At 51.0% G+C, this 22,209-nt stretch carries 24 protein-coding genes; all 24 read right to left on the bottom strand.

Features of this window, described 5'->3' with window-relative positions; genetic code table 11:
• Positions 1–228: 228 nt before the first annotated feature.
• The gene (locus AC1BI1_RS00905) at positions 229–999 is read right to left on the bottom strand and encodes a DUF6385 domain-containing protein (RefSeq protein ID WP_476715377.1); all 771 of its coding nucleotides are present in this window, start codon (positions 997–999) and stop codon (positions 229–231) included.
• Between the two features lie 93 nt (positions 1,000–1,092).
• Positions 1,093–1,845, bottom strand: a complete 753-nt coding sequence (sigF, locus tag AC1BI1_RS00900; protein WP_476715498.1) for an RNA polymerase sporulation sigma factor SigF — start codon at positions 1,843–1,845, stop codon at positions 1,093–1,095.
• A gap of 33 nt (positions 1,846–1,878) precedes the next feature.
• Entirely contained in the window at positions 1,879–2,304 is a 426-nt protein-coding gene (gene spoIIAB / locus AC1BI1_RS00895) for an anti-sigma F factor (RefSeq protein WP_476715497.1), read from the bottom strand.
• Between the two features lie 36 nt (positions 2,305–2,340).
• On the bottom strand, positions 2,341–2,685 hold the full coding sequence (locus AC1BI1_RS00890; protein ID WP_476715376.1) for an STAS domain-containing protein: 345 nt from the start codon (positions 2,683–2,685) through the stop codon (positions 2,341–2,343).
• An 85-nt stretch (positions 2,686–2,770) separates the two neighbouring features.
• Positions 2,771–3,967 carry a D-alanyl-D-alanine carboxypeptidase family protein gene (locus tag AC1BI1_RS00885; protein ID WP_476715375.1) on the bottom strand — a complete coding sequence of 399 codons (1,197 nt, stop codon included), beginning with the start codon at positions 3,965–3,967 and terminating at the stop codon, positions 2,771–2,773.
• 43 nt (positions 3,968–4,010) lie between these two features.
• A complete protein-coding gene (gene xerD / locus AC1BI1_RS00880) occupies positions 4,011–4,898 on the bottom strand; it encodes a site-specific tyrosine recombinase XerD (protein WP_476715496.1) in 888 nt (295 codons plus the stop codon).
• Positions 4,899–4,995: 97 nt separating this feature from the next.
• The gene (locus AC1BI1_RS00875; RefSeq protein WP_476715374.1) at positions 4,996–5,244 is read right to left on the bottom strand and encodes a hypothetical protein; all 249 of its coding nucleotides are present in this window, start codon (positions 5,242–5,244) and stop codon (positions 4,996–4,998) included.
• Positions 5,245–5,262: 18 nt separating this feature from the next.
• Entirely contained in the window at positions 5,263–5,877 is a 615-nt protein-coding gene (gene spoIIM, locus AC1BI1_RS00870; protein WP_476715373.1) for a stage II sporulation protein M, read from the bottom strand.
• Between the two features lie 35 nt (positions 5,878–5,912).
• A complete protein-coding gene (locus AC1BI1_RS00865) occupies positions 5,913–6,485 on the bottom strand; it encodes an NUDIX domain-containing protein (RefSeq protein ID WP_476715372.1) in 573 nt (190 codons plus the stop codon).
• A gap of 52 nt (positions 6,486–6,537) precedes the next feature.
• A complete protein-coding gene (gene spo0A, locus AC1BI1_RS00860) occupies positions 6,538–7,299 on the bottom strand; it encodes a sporulation transcription factor Spo0A (protein ID WP_476715371.1) in 762 nt (253 codons plus the stop codon).
• Between the two features lie 108 nt (positions 7,300–7,407).
• Complete coding sequence (gene spoIVB / locus AC1BI1_RS00855; protein ID WP_476715370.1) at positions 7,408–8,745, bottom strand: SpoIVB peptidase; 1,338 nt, start codon at positions 8,743–8,745, stop codon at positions 7,408–7,410.
• A gap of 131 nt (positions 8,746–8,876) precedes the next feature.
• Entirely contained in the window at positions 8,877–10,568 is a 1,692-nt protein-coding gene (gene recN / locus AC1BI1_RS00850) for a DNA repair protein RecN (RefSeq protein WP_476715369.1), read from the bottom strand.
• Positions 10,569–10,578: 10 nt separating this feature from the next.
• Complete coding sequence (argR, locus tag AC1BI1_RS00845; RefSeq protein ID WP_476715368.1) at positions 10,579–11,034, bottom strand: arginine repressor; 456 nt, start codon at positions 11,032–11,034, stop codon at positions 10,579–10,581.
• 18 nt (positions 11,035–11,052) lie between these two features.
• Positions 11,053–11,922 carry an NAD(+)/NADH kinase gene (locus tag AC1BI1_RS00840; protein ID WP_476715367.1) on the bottom strand — a complete coding sequence of 290 codons (870 nt, stop codon included), beginning with the start codon at positions 11,920–11,922 and terminating at the stop codon, positions 11,053–11,055.
• Positions 11,923–11,931: 9 nt separating this feature from the next.
• Positions 11,932–12,468: a hypothetical protein gene (locus AC1BI1_RS00835; RefSeq protein ID WP_476715366.1), complete on the bottom strand. Its 537-nt coding sequence runs from the start codon at positions 12,466–12,468 to the stop codon at positions 11,932–11,934.
• Between the two features lie 7 nt (positions 12,469–12,475).
• Positions 12,476–13,303: a TlyA family RNA methyltransferase gene (locus AC1BI1_RS00830; protein ID WP_476715365.1), complete on the bottom strand. Its 828-nt coding sequence runs from the start codon at positions 13,301–13,303 to the stop codon at positions 12,476–12,478.
• Positions 13,296–15,221, bottom strand: coding sequence for a 1-deoxy-D-xylulose-5-phosphate synthase (gene dxs, locus AC1BI1_RS00825; protein ID WP_476715364.1), 1,926 nt, complete (start codon positions 15,219–15,221; stop codon positions 13,296–13,298). Before dxs ends, AC1BI1_RS00830 begins: the two co-directional genes overlap by 8 nt.
• On the bottom strand, positions 15,218–15,808 hold the full coding sequence (locus AC1BI1_RS00820) for a hypothetical protein (protein WP_476715363.1): 591 nt from the start codon (positions 15,806–15,808) through the stop codon (positions 15,218–15,220). Before AC1BI1_RS00820 ends, dxs begins: the two co-directional genes overlap by 4 nt.
• A gap of 826 nt (positions 15,809–16,634) precedes the next feature.
• On the bottom strand, positions 16,635–17,525 hold the full coding sequence (locus tag AC1BI1_RS00815; RefSeq protein WP_476715362.1) for a polyprenyl synthetase family protein: 891 nt from the start codon (positions 17,523–17,525) through the stop codon (positions 16,635–16,637).
• Positions 17,522–17,770 (bottom strand): exodeoxyribonuclease VII small subunit, encoded by a 249-nt coding sequence (gene xseB / locus AC1BI1_RS00810; RefSeq protein WP_476715361.1) that lies wholly within the window; start codon positions 17,768–17,770, stop codon positions 17,522–17,524. Before xseB ends, AC1BI1_RS00815 begins: the two co-directional genes overlap by 4 nt.
• Complete coding sequence (gene xseA / locus AC1BI1_RS00805; RefSeq protein ID WP_476715360.1) at positions 17,749–18,987, bottom strand: exodeoxyribonuclease VII large subunit; 1,239 nt, start codon at positions 18,985–18,987, stop codon at positions 17,749–17,751. Before xseA ends, xseB begins: the two co-directional genes overlap by 22 nt.
• Positions 18,981–19,826, bottom strand: a complete 846-nt coding sequence (gene folD, locus AC1BI1_RS00800; protein ID WP_476715359.1) for a bifunctional methylenetetrahydrofolate dehydrogenase/methenyltetrahydrofolate cyclohydrolase FolD — start codon at positions 19,824–19,826, stop codon at positions 18,981–18,983. The genes xseA and folD overlap by 7 nt, the downstream gene beginning before the upstream one ends.
• Positions 19,819–21,228, bottom strand: a complete 1,410-nt coding sequence (gltA, locus tag AC1BI1_RS00795) for an NADPH-dependent glutamate synthase (RefSeq protein ID WP_476715358.1) — start codon at positions 21,226–21,228, stop codon at positions 19,819–19,821. Before gltA ends, folD begins: the two co-directional genes overlap by 8 nt.
• Positions 21,219–22,061 (bottom strand): sulfide/dihydroorotate dehydrogenase-like FAD/NAD-binding protein, encoded by an 843-nt coding sequence (locus tag AC1BI1_RS00790; protein ID WP_476715357.1) that lies wholly within the window; start codon positions 22,059–22,061, stop codon positions 21,219–21,221. Before AC1BI1_RS00790 ends, gltA begins: the two co-directional genes overlap by 10 nt.
• Between the last annotated feature and the right edge of the window lie 148 nt (positions 22,062–22,209).

Genomic DNA, 22,209 nt, shown 5'->3' with positions numbered 1-22,209 from the left:
TTTCACTCCCCAGAGGCTACTTCGGGAAAGATTCCTCAAGAAATGGTATTTTGGGGGCGGGGGTAATCCCTTACTATTCGTGGCTTAAAGACACACCCCCACCCCAATATTCTATTCCCATGGTTCACCGGGTGCGGCAGGCCGCTATTAAGCACTTCCTCTGCCAGGATGCTGGTGCAGCTTTATCTTAACCTCACATCACTCCGCGCGCCAGCATCCCGTCACCCCTTACCCAGCCTGCTTCTGGAAGAATACGTCCAGAGTAGTGGGCAGGCCAGCCGTAGTGGACTTGTAAGCGAGGCGCGTGTATCGCAGGAAGGTCTTAGCTACAAAGGTATCCGTGGCGCCGCTGGCAATGGTGCGGGCAACTACATCGGTAAAGAAGGTATTCTGATCGGCGCTTACATCCAGCCGGACGTCAGCAGAGTTCGGGCCTTTGTTGTATACAAAGAAAGTGTACATGGTCTGGGTAGAAGTATCGACATAACTCAGTCCCGTAAAGCTATCTCCCGTAACTACGTCGAGAAAATTCGTCTCGCCGAAAGTAGGTATAGTATTGACGTTACCAGTGATAGTAACGGAATCCGAAATGCTCCTTATTTCCAGCCGACCGGCGGCATCCGTCCTGATCGCCTGGTTGGCAGTACCATCGAAGCCGTAAATGAGCAAGGAGTCTTGCCCGTGAGTCAGGTTCCGGATGTCCAGGTCGACGGCGGTAACGGTAACCGAATCAGAGATGCCACGGATTTGCAGGTTACCGGCAGCATCCGTCCTGATGGCCCGGTTGGTGGTCCCGTCAAAGCCGTAAATAGCGATGGAGTCGGTAGCGTTGGTCAAATCGCGGATATCCAAGTTAGTCGCTGTCACAGTGATGGAGTCCGAGATGCTCCGAATCTGCAAGTTGCCGTCGGCATCGGTACGGATGGCCACATCCTGGGAGCCAAAGATCTTGCTCCTCAGGGTTGCGGGATCGTAGTTGAACACAACATTGTTAGGCATTAAATTTCACCCCTTATGCCAGTTTGGGTTATCACCTCCTGGTGCCCAATTCTAAATCCAGTATATGATGCTTAGGAAAATAATGTTAACAATTCAAGGCGACCCCAGAAGCTCCCGCAGGCGCACCAATGCCTGCCGCTCTATTCGGGAAATCTGAACCTGGGACAGGCCCAGCTTCTCGGCCACTTCTGTCTGGGTCTTATCCTGAAAAAAGCGCATGACAATGACCTTGCGGTGTTTTTCCGGCAACTTCATCAATACTTCTTTAAGGGCTATTTTATCCAGCCAGGCAGGTTCCTGTTCGCTATCCTTCGTTAGCTGGTCTAAAACGTAGATAGGGTCTCCATCGTCCTGATAAAGGGTATCATGGATAGAGCCCGGGGATTGTATCGCTTCTAGAGCAGCTACAATCTCTTCCCGCGAGAGGTTTAAAGCTTGGGCAATTTCACCTATACCCGGTTCACGCCCTAATTTTTTTGCCAGCTCGTCCCGTACCCGGTTAACCTTAAAGGCGGTTTCTTTTAGAGAGCGGCTAACTTTAACCGAATTATCATCGCGCAGGAATCGCTTAATTTCTCCTAAAATCATGGGTACCGCATAAGTAGAGAATTTAACTTGGTAGTTCAGGTCAAACTTGTCAATGGCTTTGATTAAACCTATGGTGCCGATTTGAAACAGGTCCTCTAATTCATACCCCCTATTTTCAAAGCGCTGTATTATATTAAAGACTAATTTTAGATTGCAGTTGATCAACCGCTCCCGGGCAGCTTGGTCGCCAGCCTTGGCACGACGCAGAAGGTCTAGGGTCTCTTCTTCTGATAATAGGGGAAACCGAGGTAAATTCATTTCCGAAAGGCGCAATTTCCCCGCCCCCCGTCCTCAAACTCCAAGACCGCTAGGGTTCAAGCTTAACCTTTTCCTCATTATTACTTTAGTACCCTGGCCTTCCTCAGATATAACTTCCACTTCATCCATAAAGGATTGCATAAAGGCAAAACCCAGGCCCATCCTCTCCGGGTCGCTGGAATAGGCCGGTTGCATGGCCAAAGCTATATCAGCTATACCTTTACCATTATCTTCCACTATAATCTCCAAGCTTTCCTGGCTGCGGTTTACAGTAATCCGAACCCACCCCCTGGGCTCGCCTCCATAGCCGTGGATAATGGCATTGGCTACCGCCTCCGAGACAGCAACTTTAATTTCCTCCAGTTCGTTTAAGGTAATATCGGTTTGGGCCACCATAGCCGCCACGGCCACCCGGGCCAAACCCACATTTTCCGGCAGGCTTAGGAACTCCAGTCGCATACTATTAACTACTTGTCCATTGCCCTGGGTCACCCTTTAGAGCACCTCCTTGCGAGAGCATGCTTCAGGATCATCAGGCACTATTTCTACCAGTTTATTGATTCCAGAAAGTTCCAAGAGGCGCTGTACCTGAGGCTGCGGCCGGCATATTACGACCCTACCTCCCTGTCGGGTCAGGTGACGATAGCGCCCTAAAATAACTCCTAAGCCGGAACTGTCCATAAAGGAAACCCCCTCTAGGTCCAGGTAAAGGACCCGGGGGCGGACATGATCTATACTGGCTTCCAACTCCTGCCGCAACCGATCGGCTGTGCTTAAATCCAACTCACCTTTAACCCTGGCTATCAAGGCCTGGCCCTCTTGACTGAAAAAGACCTGCAAAAGAATTAACCCCCTTGTTCAGTAATTTTACCAAGGGGGTTATTTTCGCCACCAGCTCCCAATTTTCCTGCAAAAATATGGTAAATTAATGTCGAAGGGTAAAAACACAATTAATAACGCGTTGGATTTCTTGCTTCAGGGAAGCCCGCGGAAGGCTTTTCTGGGCCAACAGGCCCACCCGGCTGATCTCTCGACCCTCTTCTAAGACAACTATCTCCCCCAGTCTCTGGCCCTCTTTTATGGGAGCGTCAACCATGGGCGACAGTTCCAGCCTGGTAGTAATATAATCTGTTTGTGTCCTGGCCCGCGGAATCACAGCTCCTACTTTGCCTGCCGCCAGAACCCTTACTTTTTCCTCTCGCCCTTTGTTGATAGCCACCTCGGTAACTGTTTCTCCGGGGTTATAAATCTTTTTCCATGCCCACTGGCGAAAGGCCCAGTTATATAGCTTCATGGATTCGGTAAAATGGCCCTGGGGTGTTTCCACGCCCATGACCACGGCTATAAGGCGCAAACCTTCCCTTTCTACCGTGGAGACCAGGTTCAGGCCGGCAGCTTCAGTATAACCTGTTTTAAAACCGTCGGTCCCCGGGTACCAGTAGAGCATTTTATTAGTAGTATCCAGGATAGTTAAAGGATCCTGCCGGAAAGTATAACGCTTAATAGAAGTCCATTCCAGGATTTTAGGATATTTCAAAGCATACCGGGCAATCAGGGCCATGTCATAGGGAGTAGTGTAATGATTGGGATCGTGCAAGCCGTGGCTGTTAGTAAAATTGGTATTTTTAAGGCCTAGTTCCCGGGCTTTGGCATTCATTAATTCCACGAAGGCTTCTTCCGAACCGGCTATATGTTCCGCTACAGCTACGCTGGCATCATTGGCGGAAGCTACTGCAATGGCAATGAGCATTTTTTCCAGAGGAACCGTTTCACCCTCCTCCAGGAAAACTTCCGCTCCTCCAAAGCTTTCGGCGCGCTCGCTGGTCCGGACCGGATCGCTGAGGCTCGCCTGGCCGTTAGCCACAGCGTCCATAACCACGACCATGGTCATCAATTTGGTCATACTGGCTGGATAACCCTTGTAGTGGGCATTTTGTTCCCATAAGATTTTTCCGGAATAGGGCTCCATCAATATGGCGCCCTTAGCATTGAGCTTGAGGGGAGGTGCTCCAGGAGAGGTAGCTTTTTCTCTACTTATCTCTTCCCCTACGGCTCCTGGCGTCCCCGGCCACCAACTGAATAAGAAAATTATTATCAGGGCCCATGCCAGTAATCTTTGCACTGTACTCCCCCCTTGAGGAACAAGCCTTCGTTAAATTAAATATTCAGGCCCGGGGGTGAGTATGATTGTAAATTTCCCTAATTTTTTTCTGGGTAAGATGGGTGTAAATTTGGGTGGTACTGATATCGGCATGGCCCAGCAGCTCCTGCACTGAGCGCAAGTCGGCTCCATTCTCTAACAGATGGGTGGCAAAGGAGTGGCGCAAAGTATGGGGAGTAATATTGCGGGGAAGACCTGCTGCCCGGGCGTAAGCTTTAATAATCTTCCAACAGCCCTGGCGGGACAGCCTTTTGCCTTGCTGGTTAACAAACAAGGCTGGCTCCTTTTTATCTTTGAGCAGGTGAATACGCCCCTGTTCCAGGTAGGCCTTCAGATAAAAGCAGGCCACCGAGCCGATGGGTACCACCCGCTCCCGGGAACCTTTGCCCAAGCAGCGTACGTATTCTTCCTGTAGATTAACCTGGTCGATATTTAGGGCCACCAGTTCCGAAACTCGGAGACCGCTGGCATAGAGCAACTCTAGCATTGCCTTATCCCGGAGACCCGCCGGAGTTTTAGGTTGAGGCTGTTTGAGCAGCAGTTCTATCTCTTCTACCGTCAAAACCCGGGGCAACTTCTTAATCTGGCGGGGCGATTCCATGGTGGCCGTGGGATCGCTGCTTAAAATGCCTTCTCTTACCAAAAACTGATAAAAAGACCTGATAGCAGCTAAGTGCTGACAAATAGTGGCGGGGGAACGGCCTTGGCTCTGAAGGCGTACTAAATAAGCTATGATTAGCCCCCGGCTGGTATCTTGAATGGAGGTTACCCTAGCCTCGGCCAAATAATTAAGGTATTGTTCCAAATCGGTATGATAAGACGCCAGGGTATTTTCGGCCAATCCCCGTTCCACGGCTAAATAGTAGAGAAAATCATCCAACAGTTCCCGCAAGGTTATCACCATTCCTTATGAATCTCTCATTTTTATTTCCACATTTCCTGGCAAATTCCTCCATCTGCTACGCTTATTAACAAAGAAAAAAGCGGGCTTACTGTACCCGCCCGGCTTGTTGCCCTTGATAATATTGCCTCAGTTTACCTAACAGCCCATCCAGGAGCCCCTGCTCTTGACCCCTTGTTTCCCTGATTAACTCCCTCTTTATCTCTGTAGTCGCGGGTAAGTTATTGTTAGAGCCACCGGAAGACCATTGCCCCACCATTACCGCGGTCATTACTAATAAAACCGCCAAGATCCACACCAGTTTGCGCCTCCAGTTAGTAATTGTTACTACCAGCAAATCCTACCCTCCTCTCCTTTAGAAGTAATTCAAAACAACCCTTACCAAAGGGGGCGTCAAATAGGCCTCGATCAACCCGCTTCCCAGTACAGCCAGAACCAGGGCACCCATAAGCAGCGAATAAACTATGAGCTGACCCATAAAGCTACCCTTAAGTGCTATACTACCCTTTGCCAGACTCAAGCAAAAGGTTAGGGCTAAAATTCCTGCTAAAAATAGAGCTGGAACACGAAGAAGATTGGACGGCAATATGGAAAAAAGGGAGAGGGCTACCCCTTGAAACGATTTTTCCTGCACCAGGAAAGCTACTGTAAATCCCAGGATAAATCCTTTAGTAAAGATGACCATAACGATCAAGGGCGCTCCTATAATAGTTAGGCCCAAAAACCAGAGGAGACCTATTTCCCTTAAACCTTTTAACGCTGCCTGTACAGCGACTGCCCCTGGCTGGGGGACGGCAACGATCAGCTGCTGTAAAAGATTATCCAGGTGAGCCGCCAGCTTAAGCTGTTGCCCTTCTCCCATAAGCAGGACCACCATGGCACCGACAACAATACCGCCCAGGAAGACTGTACCAACTATAACGTAAAGCAGGATATTCTGCTTAAGGTGCCGGACCAGAACTTGTTCCATAAACTTCGTCCCCCTTAAGGGGATATGCCTCCTCTTCACTCCCTATAAAATGGATATGCTTGGCCGGCCACTTTATACCTCACGGCCAGTAACCCTACAATAGTTTTGGCATCCATAATCTCGCCCGTGCGTATCTTCTCCAAGGCCTCATCCAAGGGCAGGCAAAGGACTTCTAAAAATTCATCTTCATCAGCCTTGCTCTTCTGAGGAGAAAGGTCGGTAGCCTGGAAAAGGTACATAATTTCGTTGGAAAAACCGGGCGTAGTATAGAAGGTTAGCAAGGGATGCAACTTGCCCGCAGCCACCCCTATTTCTTCCATTAATTCCCTGCGAGCGCAGGCTTCAGGATCTTCTCCCCCGTCCAGTTTGCCGGCCGGTATTTCTATAGTGATTTTTCCGATGGGGTAGCGATATTGCTTTACTAAGTAAACCCGTCCATCGGGCTCCAGGGCAACTATGGCTACGGCTCCTGAATGTTCCACTACTTCCCGGCTCGCCTCCCGACCATTAGGTAATTGCACGATATCTCGCCGGAGGTTCAGTATTTTACCTGCATAAATCCTCTCCGACTTTAAGCATTTTTCCTTTAGTTTATTTCCCCTTTCCATTGGTCAAATACCCCCCAAAATTTAAGAACACCCTTGACGGGTGCCCCTTTTTTTAATTTATTTTGGCTCCAATACGCAGTTTATCGGCTACCATGGCGATAAACTCTGAATTGGTAGGTTTTCCCCGTTCCATGTTAATAGTGTAACCGAAAAATTTATTCATCATCTCCACGTTACCCCTATCCCAGGCCAGCTCAATGGCATGGCGAATAGCCCTTTCCACCCGGCTGGGAGTAGTCATGTATTTACGGGCAATCATGGGATAAAGTTCTTTGGTTACCGCACCCAGCAAATTAACATCTTCTATAACCAGGAGGATGGCTTCCCGCAAATACTGATAACCTTTGATATGGGCCGGCACTCCCATTTGATGAATAATCTTGGTAACCTCGACATCCAGGTTGCGATTCCGAGTAACCGGTGAGGAGGCCGGGAGGGGCTGCCCATTGGCCAGCTGGCGCAAACGATTGCCCAAAACCTCCAAATCAAAGGGTTTAAGTATGTAATAATCTGCACCTAACTCCAGGGTCCGTATGGTCATGGCCTCCTGGCCCAGGGTGGTCAGGACTACCACCTTGGGACGAGTTTCATATTCTGCCAAACGCTCCAGCACCCCTATGCCATCCAAATGGGGCATTATGATATCTAAAACTACAATGTCAGGCTCTCGTTCGCGAATCAGTTGTAGGGTTTCGTGCCCGTTATGGGCTATACCTGTCAAAACCAAATCAGGTTGCTCGTTAAAAAATTCCTCTAATACCTCGCAGAACTCTTTATTATCATCAGCCACCAGGACCTTAATAGGTTGAACCATCTATCCTTCCCGCCTCCTATAATTTTCCTCTTATGCTTTCGGCCAATAAATTTCGACGCCTACCAGGGATAATCCTTCCAATCGCAATAAACGCCAAAACTTTTGGTTCTAAAACAAACTACCAGGAAGTTCGACAAGAAGCTTCCTGGTAGTTTCCCGGGCATCAACCTCTTCCCAAAGCCCGCTCTCTTTTATCATCCATTCGGCCAGTACCCCGTACCCCCGCGTAGGGTCGTTAACAAAAACATGAGTTATGGCGCCTACTAGTTTCCCCTCCTGGATTATAGGGCTACCGCTCATTCCCTGTATAATACCACCAGTTAAACTTAAGAGGCGGGGATCAGTAATGCGGATAATTAATCCCTTTCCGCTAGAATATTGTTGTGGCAGCACCTTTTCGATATAGGCTTGAAATCTTTCAACTTGTTCACCAGAAACAACCGTAAGAATTTCTGCTGTTCCCGGGTGTACCTGACTAGCCAAAGCTACCGGTACCGGTTCGGAATAAAGGCCAGACGAGGGGTTGCCCGTTAATATACCAAATATACCAAATGTCGTGTTTTTTTGGATAATCCCACCAAAGCTCCCGTTATCTAAAAACAATCCTACTTTTTCTCCCGGCTGGCCTCTCCGGCCCTGGTGGATGCCCTGTACAGAAGCGGCCACAATTTTACCTCCGGTAATCTCTATCCCGTTCTGGCCGTATTCAGGGATAACCTTGTGACCCAAAGCTCCATAAATGCGTCGAATCGGTTCATAAAAAGTTAAAGTGCCTACTCCGGCCGTAGTGTCCCGGACGTACAGACCTATACGGTAACGCCCGGTTTCTCTGCAATATTCGGGCTTAACTTTGATGCTAAGCTTGCTTTGCCCTCTTTGCACCAGCAACTCTGCTTCCCGCCCCGCCTTGCCGGCAGCGTGAATGAGTTTTGCCAAACTCTCTTCATCCCTGACTTCCTGGCCATCTACCGCCAAAATGATATCTCCTACGTTCAAACCAGCGAGCCGGGCAGGGTATTTCCTTTGCCCCTGGAAATTTTCCACCCCAGCTTCACCTACTACCAGCACCCCCTGAGTATGGAGGAGGATTCCTATTGATTGGCCGCCGGGAACCACTGCTACTGGCTTTATTACCTGAATATTAATATTTTTCAACGGAATAAGGGCAAAAAGCCTTAGCTGGAGGTGTAAATCACCTGCTTCAGTGGCCTTAAGACCACCGCTTACCCATGCTGTTTTACTTTTTCCTTTGGTGTCATAAATTACCCAAGCTATTTGCCTTTCGATTAAAGGTGGAAGCTGCCAATTTATCTTGATTTTTTCCCCTAAAATAACCTGCTGTTCCTCCGGCATGGTAAAAAAGGTCCGCACTGGAGGAGACAGGCTACCAAACATTAATAGCAAGGCCAGGATTATTCCTAAAAATTGCCGTCCTAGGTTTTTCAAGACTTCACCTCGCTTTTTTAATCCGTATTTCTAAAAATAAATTAACCCCGTTTGACCGCTTTTATGCTGTAAAAAACGGCCTATTAACGAGGTTTGGCTTGCCAGGAGGTGAAATCTAGGGATATTTTGCTTTAATTTCGTTTAATTACTTTTGCCTGGTCCAAAAGCTCTGCTGCGTGCCTTAAAGCAACTTCGCTGGTTTCACCCGCCAGTAAACGCGCAAGTTCCGACAACCTTTCTTTCCCGTGCAATTCCCTTACCCTGGTATAAGTTCGTCCCCCAGATACTACCTTGTCTACATTAAAATGGTAATCAGCTAAGCTAGCCAGTTGAGCTGAATGCGTCACGCAGAGTACCTGATGCCGCTTACCTATATAGGCTAAACGCAAGGCCACTGCTCGGGCAGCTTGGCCGCCTACACCGGCATCGATTTCATCGAAAATTAAAGTGGGAATTTCATCTACCGCTGCCAAGATGCTTTTGAGGGCCAGCATAACCCTGGCCATTTCGCCGCCAGAGGCAATTTCAGCTAGTGGATAACTTCCCTCGCCAGGATTGGGCTGGAAGAAAAACTCCACCTCATCCATTCCCGCCGGACCCGGCTCTTCCTGGTGGCGGCAAAGGATTTCGATGCGGGCTGAGGGCATGGCCAAGTCCCTTAAAGCCAGCTCTATTTCCTTTTCCAATTTACGAGCGGCCTCGGTGCGCAATGCCCGGAGCTGCTCAGCTTTTTCTTTATAAATTGCTGCCAATTCCTCTATTTCTTTTTCTAGGGAACTGAAAATTTCCGCACTCTGTTCCAGCCTGGCCAGGGTGCAAGCAGCTTCTTCTCGAAAACGCAAAATTTCTTCGAGGCTATTGCCGTACTTGCGTCGCAAACGCCGTAGAAGCTCCAGCCGTTCCTCTATCTCCTGGATGCGTTGGGGATTGAACTCCAAATTTTCGCCGTAAGACCTTATAGCCTGAGCTACTTCTTCCACCTGGAGCCTCGCTTCTTCCAGCTGGGCAAACCATTTTTCGACCATTGGATCCAAGTTGGCCATAGACTTTAGTTGGTCTTCGGCCCGGGCCAGGAGATCATAGGCCGCCAGACTTCTGGCTCCCTGCCCGCCAAAAAGAAGGGCATAAACCGTTTCCGCCCCCCGCATTAATTCCTCAGCATTATTCAAGAGGTTGAGCTCCTGGCGCAGTTCTTCTTCTTCCCCCGCCCGCAGAGCAGCCCTGTCTATTTCTTCTACCTGAAAGCGCAATAAATCCTTTTGTCTTTCCCTCTCCTCAGGGTTGCCGCAAAGGTCGGCCAGTTCCTTTTGCTTAACCCGCCACTGGGCGTAAATACTGGCCACTTCCTGGCGCAAAGCTTGAAGACCGGCAAAATTATCCAGTAATTGCAGTTGATAGCTGGGTCGCAGCAAGGACTGATAAGCGTGCTGACCATGCAGGTCGACGAGCTGCTGACCTACCTTCTGATACATGGAAAGGGTCACGCTGCGACCGTTAATGCGGCAGGAATGGCGGCCGCTGCGGCTGAGCTCGCGGGTGAGAAGTAAAGCCCCATCTTCTTCCGGGCTTAGGCCTAATTCTTTAAGGGTTTCCTCTATTCCCTTTAATCCTTGGCAATAAAAAAGCCCGCTGACCTGACCCCGTTCGCTACCCTCTCTTACATATTCTCCCGAAGCCCGCGCTCCCACCAGTAAGCCTATAGCGTCGATGATAATAGACTTGCCGGCCCCGGTTTCTCCTGTTAAAACATTTAAGCCCGGCCCCAGGGTGAGCTGCAGTTTTTCAATCAAAGCAAAATTTTCTATTTGTAATTCTTGTAACATACGCTACCCCCTAAGACAGCAGAGCCAGAAAACGATTAAAAATCTCGGGCACCGCTTCCTTGGGTTTGACAATAACTAAAATAGTATCATCCCCGGCTACGGTACCTATTATTTCCTTCCACTCAATTTGGTCAATGCAGGAAGCCACAGCATGGGCTGTACCGGGAAGAGTCCGGATAAGGATGAGATTTTCACTGAAGTCAACCTTAGTTACTGAATCCTGAAACAGCCGCTGCAAGCGCACATAGGGGTTTAACCTCCGCTCTTCCGGTGGAGGAGCATAGCGATAGCTATTTTCCCCCGACGGCACTTTTATTAAACCTAACTCTTTAATATCGCGAGACACAGTAGCCTGGGTTACCTTTAAACCCCGCGCTCTGAGTTCCTGAGTTAATTGCAGCTGGGTCTCAATGGATTTTTCGGCAATAATAGATAAAATAAGGTGTTGACGTTTAACCTTCTTCATCCCTCCTCGCCAGGGCCATCAATCTCTATTTCTATGCCGGCTACCTCCTTCCCGCAATTTTTCCCTTACCAAGCTATAAAAAGACCTCTCCCGGAGGCGTACCAAGCGGGTAGGTGTACTGGCACGCGAAGTTACAACTTGGTCACCATGGTTTAATTGCATCCCTTGCTGGCCGTCTACGGTCAGCATAACTTCGGCTCCCGCGGTATAAACCTTGACGTGGATTTCCTGGTCCCCCGGTACTACCAAGGGGCGAGCATAAAGGGTGTGGGGACAGATAGGAGTTAAAATCATTACCTCCAGTTCTGGTGAAACGAGAGGGCCACCGGCAGAAAGGGAATACGCAGTAGAGCCAGTCGGCGAAGATACAATCAAGCCGTCAGCCGTATAAGTATCTAGATAATCCGTGGCTACATAGACTTCCAGCTTGAGCATCCGAGAAAAGGCGCCTTTAGTAATAACGACATCATTTAAAGCTATAAAAGAAGCTTTTCTTTCTCTCCTCCACAGGCGACTTTGTAGCATCATACGCTCTTCTATGCTAAAGTCCCCCGCGAGCAACCGTTCCACTGAGGGAAAAAGCTCGTTTAATTCTATCTCCGTTAAAAAACCTAGGTGGCCTAGATTGACCCCTAAAATGGGAGTTCCTTTATCCGCTACCAGGCGCGCAGCCCGCAAAAGCGTACCATCTCCGCCTAAGGAGAGTAAGCAGTCTGCTTCGGTCAGCTCGTGAGGCCCTGCTCCTCTTTGAGGGCAGCCCAACATTGCAGCGGTGCTCTCCAGCACCAGGGGCTGTACCCCGCGTTTCTCCAGCCAATCCATCAGTTCTGAGGCCACAGGCCGTACCTGCGGTTTATTAAGATTAGCTATCAAGCCGATTTTTTGCAAAGCAGTCCCTCATTTCCCCAGCCCATTTCCTAAACCTAGCCAAGTAACTAAAGCTCCTACCGCTCCAGCCAAGGCGTACTTCCAGACAGCTGGTAGCCTCTCGAATCTATTATACCAGTTGTTCCCCAACCGAAAAGAGACACGGTGTATTTTCCGGCTCTCCATGTCCAACAGGAGGACCTCATCAGGCCGGTATACCAAAAAATATTCCAACAATTGCCGCCTAGTAGTGGCCCTTCCCGGTTCCTGGCCCTGGCGGCCGCTCTTAACTTCTACTATATAAATTTTACCCCCTTTGCGGGCCACTAAATCTGCCTGAACGGACCCTTTATATTCCCGCCCGTCTACTATCATTACTACGGGTACTCGGCGCTGAACATCGATAACCTTATAACCTCGTTCAGCTAATACATGGATTGCTTCTTTTTCCGCCTTTCTGGCCCGTCGGAGCCGGGCAGCAAGGTTTAGAGCTTGCCGCCTTCTAAACCACCACAGGGCCAGTACAACACCGGTTACCAGCCCCAGAAGAAAAAGGTCTGCGGCCACCAAGGCTTCACCCCTTTCCGCCCTGGAGCTCCTCATGGGCCCTGGTTACCACAGCAGGAACCAAATCTTTTACCTCCGCTAGCGTCAATCCCGGACAATTTAAGCCCAGCCATAAAAAGAACTCCCTGTTTCCTTTCGGTCCTAAAAGGGGAGAATGAGTAAGCCCCAAGATGGAAAATCCTTGGGCCTGAGCTGTAGCACAAACCGTTAGCAATACTTCACAGTGAATCCGGGGGTCGCGTACCACTCCTTTTTTTCCTACTCGTTCCGGCCCGGCTTCGAACTGGGGTTTAACTAAGGATATGACTTGCCCGTGGGATTGCAGGCAATTTAAGATAGCAGGCCATACCTTACTTAAGGAAATAAAAGAGAGGTCGAGGGTGGCCAGGTCCACTTTTTCGCCCAAGATCTCCGGCGTCAAATAACGGACGTTTACCCGTTCGTGAACTACAACCCGGGGATCCTGGCGTAAACTCCAGTCCAACTGGCCATACCCTACATCTACGGCATGTACCCTAAGAGCACCGTGCCGAAGCAAACAGTCGGTAAAACCACCGGTGGAAGCGCCGGCGTCTAGGGCTACCTTTCCTGCTGCCTCCACACCAAAAACTTGTAAGGCCCGCTCTAATTTTAAACCCCCACGGCTCACGTAGGGGAGAGACAGGTTTAAAATCTTGATCTCCGCTTCCGGATCCACCAGGCTACCTGGCTTGCTGATCTCCTTACCGTTTACCAAGACTTCTCCCGCCATAATGGCGGCCTGGGCCCGTTCGCGGCTGGGAAATAATCCCTTCTCTACCAGCAATACATCTAACCGTTTTTTCGTACTACCCACTGGATAACTCCTTTGCTGCTGCCGGACAGGTAGCCGGCAGCATACTCTCACCTTTTAATAACCTCTCCACCTCTGCCGCGATAGAGGTCGCGGTCAACCCCAAGTGCTCCCTTAAAAGTTCAGGTTTGCCATGGGTGACAAAAATATCGCCAATGCCTAAACATTTAACCTTAACCTCTGTACACCCTTCAGCAGCCAGGGCCTCTAAAACTGCGCTGCCAAAACCCCCGGCAATGGCATGCTCTTCCAAGGTAATTATATGTCCTGTTTGCCGGGCCCATTTTATAATTAACTCGGTATCCAGAGGTTTAACAAACCGGGCATTGATTACTGCTACTTCTATACCCCGCCCGGCCAAATCCTCAGCAGCCTCTAAGGCCGCATAAACCAGGGGACCCAGGGCTATAATAGCTGCCTTGCTACCCTCCCGTAAAACTTCTCCCTTGCCCACCGGTAACGGTTTGGCTGCTCCTACCAGAGGTACTCCTACCCCTTTACCCCGGGGATAACGCAACACCGCCGGCCCCTTAAGATTTAAGGCCGTGACCAGCATGTGGCGCAGCTCTTGCTCATCTTTAGGAGCCATTAAAACCATACCGGGTACACACCGGAGTAAAGCAATATCGAAAACGCCCTGATGGGTCTCACCATCTTCACCCACCAGGCCAGCCCGGTCCAGGGCCAGAGTAACCGGGAGGCCCATTAAAGCTATATCGTGTATTACCTGATCTACTGCACGCTGGATAAAAGTAGAATATATCGCTACCACCGGCTTTAAACCCATGGCTGCCAGACCGCCGGCCAAAGTTACGGCATGTTGTTCGGCAATTCCTACATCAAAGAAGCGCCGGGGGAAACGCCGGGCAAAGGGAATAAGCCCTGTGCCCTCCGGCATAGCCGCTGTAATGGCCACTATGCGCTCGTCCTTTTCTCCCTGCCGTACCAGCTCGGCACCAAAAACTGAGGTAAAAGTGGGAGGGCCGCCCTGGCCCAAAATCTCACCGCTTTGGGGATCAAAAGCTCCCACTCCATGGAAAACTTCTGGTCTGGCCTCAGCCGGAGGATAACCTTTTCCCTTTTTGGTGAGCACGTGCACCAGCACCGGCCCGCGCATACGACTGGCTTGCTGCAATACTTCTTTTAGTTGGGCGATACTGTGCCCGTCAATGGGCCCCAGATAGGTAAAACCTAGCTCTTCAAAAAGCATGCCCGGTATTACCAGATACTTGAGGCTGTCTTTTAAGCGTTCCATTAAACGCAAAAACTTAGGGCCTACACGGGGCAACCGCCTCAGCAAAATTTCCAGCTCTTCTTTGCTGCGGGAATAACGGGGATCCGTGCGCAAGCGTGAAAGATAGGCAGCCATGGCGCCTACTGGCCCGGCAATGGACATCTCATTATCATTTAATACTACAATCAAATCGGTCTTGAGGTGACCGGCGTGATTCATAGCCTCAAAGGCCATGCCACCGGTTAAGGCACCGTCACCGATAACCGCTACAACCTTAAAATTCTCTCCCTTCAGGTCCCGGGCCAGCGCCATACCCAAAGCCGCAGAAATGGAAGTACTGCTATGCCCAGTATTGAAAACATCATGGGGGCTTTCCGCCCGTTTGGGGAAACCGCTTAGGCCCCCAAACTGGCGCAAAGTAGCAAAACGCGGTCTCCGGCCCGTAAGGATTTTATGCACATAACACTGGTGCCCCACATCCCAGATAATTTTATCCCGAGGAGAATCAAAGACCAGGTGGAGGGCCAAGGTAAGCTCCACCACACCCAAATTAGGAGCTAGGTGGCCTCCGTTTTGGGCCACCACTCTTACTATTTCCTCGCGTATTTCCTGGGCCAGAGACTCCAGCTGCTCCAAAGTTAAGCGTTTTAAATCGGCCGGTGACGCGATATTATCCAGGATCTTCATTTTGCTTTACCCTTTCGTGGGCTATTATTGGTGAGGGGTTCCTTAGTAAACCTCTCTACCAAGGCTATAACTCGACCCACTAAAAATACTATTTCATCGGCTTCCCGTATAGCAAAACTTTTGCCCAGGGCTTTGCCCCCTACGGTTAGAGCAGCAATAATAGCTGTCATACCGGTGCTCAGCAGTATATTCTCCGCACCTTCACTCCCCACGAGACGAAAGAGAAGGCTGGCGCCGATGGCGCCGCTTATAGTTCCGCACACATCCCCCACTACATCGTTGGCAAAGCTGGCCACCCGATCCGCATTGCGCAGCAGCCATATAGCTTGTTTGGCACCGGATACTTTTCTAGCCGCCCGCGCATGAAGAGGGGGTTCGGAAGCAGCCGCCACCGCTATGCCTAAAATATCAAAGGCAATACCTGTAACGATTATAACCATTAACAGAACAAAGGATACCACCAGCGATCCCAGGCGGCCGATAAAGGTCTGAGAAATATATCCTATGAGTAGCGCCAAAAAAAAAGTGCCTGTCCCTATACTTAAGGCATTACGCCAGGGGCGCCGCCCTTGATTGCTACTACCCAAATACCCCTGCTTCCTTTCCCGGTATGTACGCTCCATATGAAAGTGGGTGGCAACCTGCCAGGTAAACGCTGTGGCTTAGGTCCAGTAGGATTTCCCGGCAACCTACCGCACGTCGCCGTAGCGGCGGTTTCCCTTTAAAGGTTGCCCTGTAACGTCGCCGTCTACAGGACTGGATTACCACTTAGCGCACACTTTAATCCCTGGCAGGTCTTACCGTAACGGTAAACAGCCTAGGAGTTTTCCTCAACAGTACTATCCATTCCCTAGCCTCTTTTGCAATTGTGGTTTCAACTGAACTGCCAGCGCTCCAGGCAGCGGAGCCGGACAGCAGCCTTACTAAGAAGGCCGGTTTCCACCACAACCGCTCAAGGCAGGCTACGCTGCAGCCAGCACCCGTTGTACCGACTGCAGGTTTCTACCCCAAGCCATAGTACTCGCTCCTGCCACGGGACTTTCCCACGCACTTGGGTCTCCGCGGAAGGAGGGTCCACGCCTACATGCCATTGTAGATCGCCCCCCTTCCTTAACTCCCAGCACCAACCCCCGACTGGGCGTCGGCAGCCAGCACCAGGAACTTCATCGGTGTGCCCTTGACGGATTTTTAGGCCCGTCTTCAGGAATGGTAGCACTGACTAGGATACTGTGCCACCCACTAAACTGATAGGCCTTATCTTTTTGATACTGTGTATTATACGGCATCTTAAAGCGTACAGCAAGGCGTAAGGCAGGGGACCACACTACGCTGCAGCCCACCAAGGTTTTTAGGTTCAAAGAAAGCTAAGCAGCCACCATGTACTTCACGATAGCTTATTCTTGCAAACTCTTGCTAGCTCTTGCGCTCTACTATATATTTAGCCAGAGCTACAAGGGGCCAAGCTCCTGCCCCCAGCTCTTCTGCTGTCTGGGCAGCCCGGCTAGCCAGTTCCTGTGCCCGCCGGCGAGATACTTCTATACCAAAACAGGCAGGGTAGGTAACCTTCTGCTTTTTTAAATCGCTGCCCACCGGCTTGCCCGTCTCATAAAATTCTCCTAATATATCCAGCAAATCATCCACAATCTGGAAGGCTAGACCTATATCTTCCCCGTACCGGCTCAATTTATCCAACTGTTCCTCTGTAGCTCCGCCCAACAGTCCCCCGATACGCACACAGGCCCGGATGAGACTGCCCGTCTTGTGGCGGTGAATATACTCTACCACTTGGGGATCGGGTGTCTGCTTTTCCGCCAGTATATCTACTACCTGTCCACCGACCAGGCCCTGGCTACCGGCCGCGCTGGCCAGCTCTTTGATAGCAGCCACTGTTGACTCCGGCGTGCTACCGGCCTCCACTTGCCTGGCCAGGAGTCCAAAGGCCTCAGTGAGCAAAGCATCGCCCGCCAGGATGGCTATGGCTTCCCCATAAACTTTATGGCAGGTTAAACGCCCCCGGCGAAAGTCATCATTATCCATAGCCGGTAAATCATCATGGATCAGGGAGTAAGTATGCAATAATTCCACGGCGCAAGCCGCCGGAAGCAAGCGGTCGTGGGGGCAGCCCACGGCTTCGCCCGCTGCCAGCACCAGAATAGGGCGCAGCCTTTTCCCACCCGCAAACAGGCTATAATGCATGGCTTCGTGAATAAGGGGGGGATAACAGTGGGGATCGGGCAAGTTGGCCTTCAGGGCTTCCTCAATGAGCTGCCTGCGCTCAGACAAATAGACCTCCAGATTCTTCATCTCTCCGTTACCCCCGGCAGCTCTACTTCCTGAATAACCAGTTCCCCATCTTCCCCGGCCATTAATACCTGGAGCTTATTCTCAAATCTGTTCAACTGTTCACGACAAAAACGCACTAAGCGTATGCCCTCTTGATAATAATCCAGGGCTTCTTCCAGCTTTAGCTCCCCGCCTTCCAGGGCCTCTACCACAGCCTCCAGCTTGGCCAGGGCCTCTTCAAAGGTCAATTTAGTTTCTTCTGCCAACTTCGCTCCTCCTCCAACTCTTCCACGAGGCAGTGAAGCGCCCCTGCTTGTAAGATAACCTCCACCTTCTCCCCTGCTTTCACTTCCCGGCTGGATCTTATTACCGGTCCCCCGCCTCGGTGCCGGCATACAGCATAACCTCTTCTTAAAATGGTCAAGGGGCTAGCTGCCTCTAAACGGGTTATTAGCAACTCCAGCTCCTTTATTTTTTCCTGCCAGCGATCCTTCCAGGCAGCGGTCAAGCGCTGTTCCAGGCCATCTACATATTGTTGCCGCCAGTAAATCTCATGCTGGGGACGGGCTAGGCCCCGGCTTCGGGCCAGACGCTCTACCTTGGCCCTCAACAAATGTACTTGCTGCAATATACTTCGTTGCAGCCTTCCTTGGAGGCCCAGTATCTCCCGCTCCAATTCCGCCCGCACGGGCACAGCCATTTCTGCTGCGGCCGAAGGTGTAGGAGCTCTCCGGTCGGCCACCAGGTCCGCAATGGTATAATCCGTTTCGTGCCCCACAGCCGCAATAACCGGGATGCGCGACGCATAAATAGCTCGGGCCACTTCTTCCGTGTTAAAGGCAGATAGATCCTCCGCCGAACCGCCGCCGCGGCCCACAATAATAACATCCACCTGTCCCCACCGGTTTAAGTTTTCTAAGGCCATCACTATCTCCTGCACTGCTGTGTCACCCTGGACAGCCGCTGGCGCTAGGACAATGCCCATCCCCGGGTAACGCCGGCGGATAACCGTCACTATATCGCGCCAAGCTGCTCCGTTTAAGGAGGTGACTACTCCTATACGGCGGGGAAGTTTAGGCAGAGGGCGCTTCCGGCTTTTATCAAAGAGACCTTCCTTCTCCAGCCGACTTTTTAATTCCTGAAGGGCTATTTCCAAAAGGCCCATACCCGCCGGAAAAAGGTCCTGGACGTAAAGCTGGTAAAGGCCATCCCGCTCATAGACGGAAATGTAGCCCCGGGCAACAACCTGGTTGCCGTTAGCGGGCCTGAAGTTAAGACCGCGGCAGCGGCCTTGGAACATAACACAGCGCAAAGCCGCTGCCTTATCCTTAAGGCTAAAATAAAGATGGCCAGAAGAATGCCACTTGAGGTTCGATATTTCACCCTTTACCCATACATTAGCCAGAAGGCTATCCCTGTCTAAAAGCCCTTTGATATAGAAAGTCAGCTCGCCGACACTTAAGATACGCTGCCGGACTAACACGTCCTCCGGGCGGCCTCCACAGTATTTTTAAGGAGCATAGCTATGGTCATGGGGCCCACGCCGCCGGGAACCGGTGTGATCCAGGAAGCCCTTTCGCTTGCGCTCTCAAAGTGTACATCTCCCACCAGCTTCCCGTCGGACAAGCGATTAATGCCCACATCAATGACCACCGCACCCTCTTTGATCATATCCCCGGTGATAAGCTCAGGTCTGCCCACTGCCGCCACCAGGATATCGGCCTGCCGGCATTCGGCAGCCAGATCAGGGGTGCGGGAATGGCAAATGGTTACGGTAGCATGCCGGGCCAGGAGCATCATGGCCATGGGCTTTCCCACAATATTGCTGCGCCCCACTACTACAGCCTTCTTGCCTTTAGGATCCACTCCGATTTTGTCTAAGAGCACCATGCACCCGTGGGGAGTACAGGGATAAAAGCACTTGTCGCCGATTGCCAGGTTGCCTACATTGGCAGGGCTAAAACCGTCTACATCCTTGTTTAGAGCAATGGCATCGATAACTTTTTTCTCATCGATGTGCTCAGGTAACGGTAGCTGGACCAGAATACCATGGATTCTTGTGTCGTGATTCAACTCTTCAATGAGCTTGAGGAGCTCTTCCTGGCTGGTAGTGGCAGTCAGGCGGTGTACTTCGGAGTAAATACCCACTTCTTCACAGGCGCGATGTTTGTTGCGCACATAGACCTGGGAGGCCGGGTCATCGCCTACCAGGATAACGGCCAATCCCGGGGTCACCCCTCGAGCTCTTAATTCTTCCACTTCCTTTTTCACTTCTTCCCGCACTTCAGCAGCAATCTTTTTCCCATCGATAATGTTAGCCATTCTTCTTATCCCCTTTCTCCCGTAGATAAGCATCAATGGCCCGAGCCGCCTTCTTGCCGGCACCCATGGCCAGAATAACCGTGGCCGCCCCGGTCACAATATCCCCACCGGCAAAAACGCCCTGGCGGGAGGTGGCCCCTGTGTCTTCATCAGCAGCAATGGTCCCTTTCTTGGTGAGCTCCAGGCCAGGCGTGGTCCTCAGCACCAAAGGGTTGGGCCCCTGGCCGATGGCGATAACGACAGTGTCCACTTCCATCCGGTACTCCGAACCAGGAATGGCTACCGGCCGCCGCCTGCCGCTTGCATCGGGCTCGCCCAGCTCATACCGGATGCAGGTCATACCGGTGACCCATCCCGCTTCATTGCCGTGAATCTCCACCGGACTGGTTAAGAAGTGAAATTCTACTCCTTCTTCCTCCGCATGTTCCACTTCTTCTTTCCGCGCCGGCATTTCCTCGGCGGAACGGCGGTACACGATCATGGATTTTTCGGCCCCGAGGCGCAAAGCCGTCCGGGCGGCGTCCATGGCTACATTACCGGCACCTATTACCGCTACCCGCTTGCCCACCTTGATGGGGGTAAGATACTCCGGGAAAAGATAGGCCTTCATTAAGTTAGTGCGGGTAAGAAATTCATTGGCCGAATAGACACCCAGGTAATTCTCTCCCGGTATGCCCATAAAGTACGGCAGACCGGCACCAGTACCTATAAAAACAGCATCATAACCATTATCCAGCAGCTCATCTACCGTTACCATTTTACCTACCACTGCATTAGTACGGATCTCTACTCCCAGGCTCCGTATATAATCTATTTCAGCCTGAACAATCCTCTTGGGCAGACGGAATTCGGGAATACCATACATTAAGACACCGCCGGGTACATGGAGCGCCTCAAAAATAGTAACTTGATGGCCCATACGAGCCAGATCTGCAGCTGCCGTCAACCCGGCCGGACCTGAACCGATCACTGCCACTTTAAAGCCCGTAGCAGGCACTTTAGGGGGAAGCTCACTGTCGCCCTGACTCAGCTGATAGTCAGCCACAAAGCGCTCCAGCCGGCCAATGCCCACCGGGTCACCCTTTTTAGTGAGGGTGCAGTACTTTTCACATTGATTTTCCTGGGGGCAGACCCGGCCGCAGATAGCCGGCAAATTGTTCTTTTCTTTAATCTTATTGATGGCTCCGATAAAGTCTCCCTCTTTGATAAGGCCGATAAAAGCGGGAATATCCACTTCTACCGGGCATCCCTGGCGGCAGGGGGCTTTTTTACACTGCAGGCAGCGCTGGGCTTCCTGTAAAGCCTGTTCCCTTGTATAACCCAAGGCTACTTCCTGGAAATTACGGATGCGTTCCGCAGCCGGTTGGGAGGGCATAGGGGTTTTCTGAAGATTTACTGGCATCGGCAACCACCTCTCTTCTCTTCGTGGAAAGTCAAAGCCCGAGCTTCCTCCTCTTTATACATGCTAAGACGGCGCAAAGCTAACTGCCAGTCCACCTGGTGGCCATCAAATTCCGGGCCGTCCACACAGGCAAACTTGGTCTCACCGCCCACACTGACGCGGCACGCCCCGCACATACCCGTACCGTCTACCATAATGGGGTTCATGCTGACGATGGTGGTAACACCAAAGGGCCTCGTAACCTCAGACACCGCCTTCATCATCACCGCGGGACCAATACCCCACACCCGGTTCACCTGCTTCTCCTGTAAAACTTTAACGAGCAGATCCGTTACAAAACCTTTATGCCCGTACGAGCCGTCATCGGTAGCTACCAGCAGCTCGTCTGATACAGCCCTCATCTCATCCTCTAAAATTAATAGATCGCGGCTGCGCGCACCTATTATAGAAATTACTTCGTTACCAGCTTCTTTAAGGGCCCTGGCTATAGGATAAATGGGTGCAACTCCCACGCCACCGCCTACACATACGACCCATCCATAATTTTCTATTTCTGTGGGTTGCCCCAAGGGGCCTACAAAGTCGGCCAAAAAGTCGCCCTCTTCCAGCTGGCCTAACTGCTGGGTAGTATAGCCGACCTCCTGGAAAATGGTAGTAATAGTACCTCGCTCGCGATCAAAATCAGCAATGGTTAGGGGGATGCGTTCGCCCGGCTCATCAATGCGCAAGATAATAAACTGGCCGGCCTGAGCCTTACTGGCCACATCTGGAGCTTTAATCTCCAGCAATTTAATGTTTTTAGCCAGTATCTTTTTTTTGACTATAGGGTACATATCATGCTCCCTCCCCAAAATTAAATAAGACTTTTCTGGCCTAACTTTTTATAATTCTGCTTAAAAAAGCATGTTCCTGCTAAAAAATCCAGCTCCCTTCCCTTGACCAAGAAGCACAGAAGGTTTAATATGAGTTAGGATTGGAGGT

Source organism: Thermanaeromonas sp. DSM 22490 (assembly GCF_056378755.1).
This window is presented reverse-complemented; position numbering and strand designations above follow the sequence as displayed.